The sequence below is a fragment of the Gilliamella sp. wkB171 genome (assembly GCF_001693755.1).
GTDB lineage: Bacteria > Pseudomonadota > Gammaproteobacteria > Enterobacterales > Orbaceae > Gilliamella > Gilliamella apicola_F.
Genome location: NZ_LYST01000029.1, coordinates 1 through 306, shown reverse-complemented (window position 1 = coordinate 306; position 306 = coordinate 1). Strand labels below are relative to the sequence as shown.

At 24.2% G+C, this 306-nt stretch carries 1 protein-coding gene; it reads right to left on the bottom strand.

Translation table 11 applies throughout. The features are described 5' to 3' along the window. Positions 1-189 (bottom strand): glycosyltransferase (locus A9G03_RS12650; protein ID WP_335340456.1); only part of this gene is annotated, 189 nt, incomplete at its 3' end. Between the last annotated feature and the right edge of the window lie 117 nt (positions 190-306).

Genomic DNA, 306 nt, shown 5'->3' with positions numbered 1-306 from the left:
ATTGGTGAAGATATGAAAATTGAAATAATTATCTGGATTAGTTAATAAGATAGAAGTAATCGAAATAGCACAACCTAAAAAAAAGTTTTTATCGATACCATATGCGATGTTTAAAAGATTGGCCTTCCCTAAATTACTGGCGCTAAAAATTAATTTCTTTTTAATAACACTGCCAGTATTGCAATACATTATTAGTTTCCTATAGTATTATCCGTTAAAGAAATTTAAATTTTGATTAGTAATTAATATTAGTTTTTTACAGTAATTAATAAAAAAACCTTAAGAATTCTTCCTCTCATATTATAT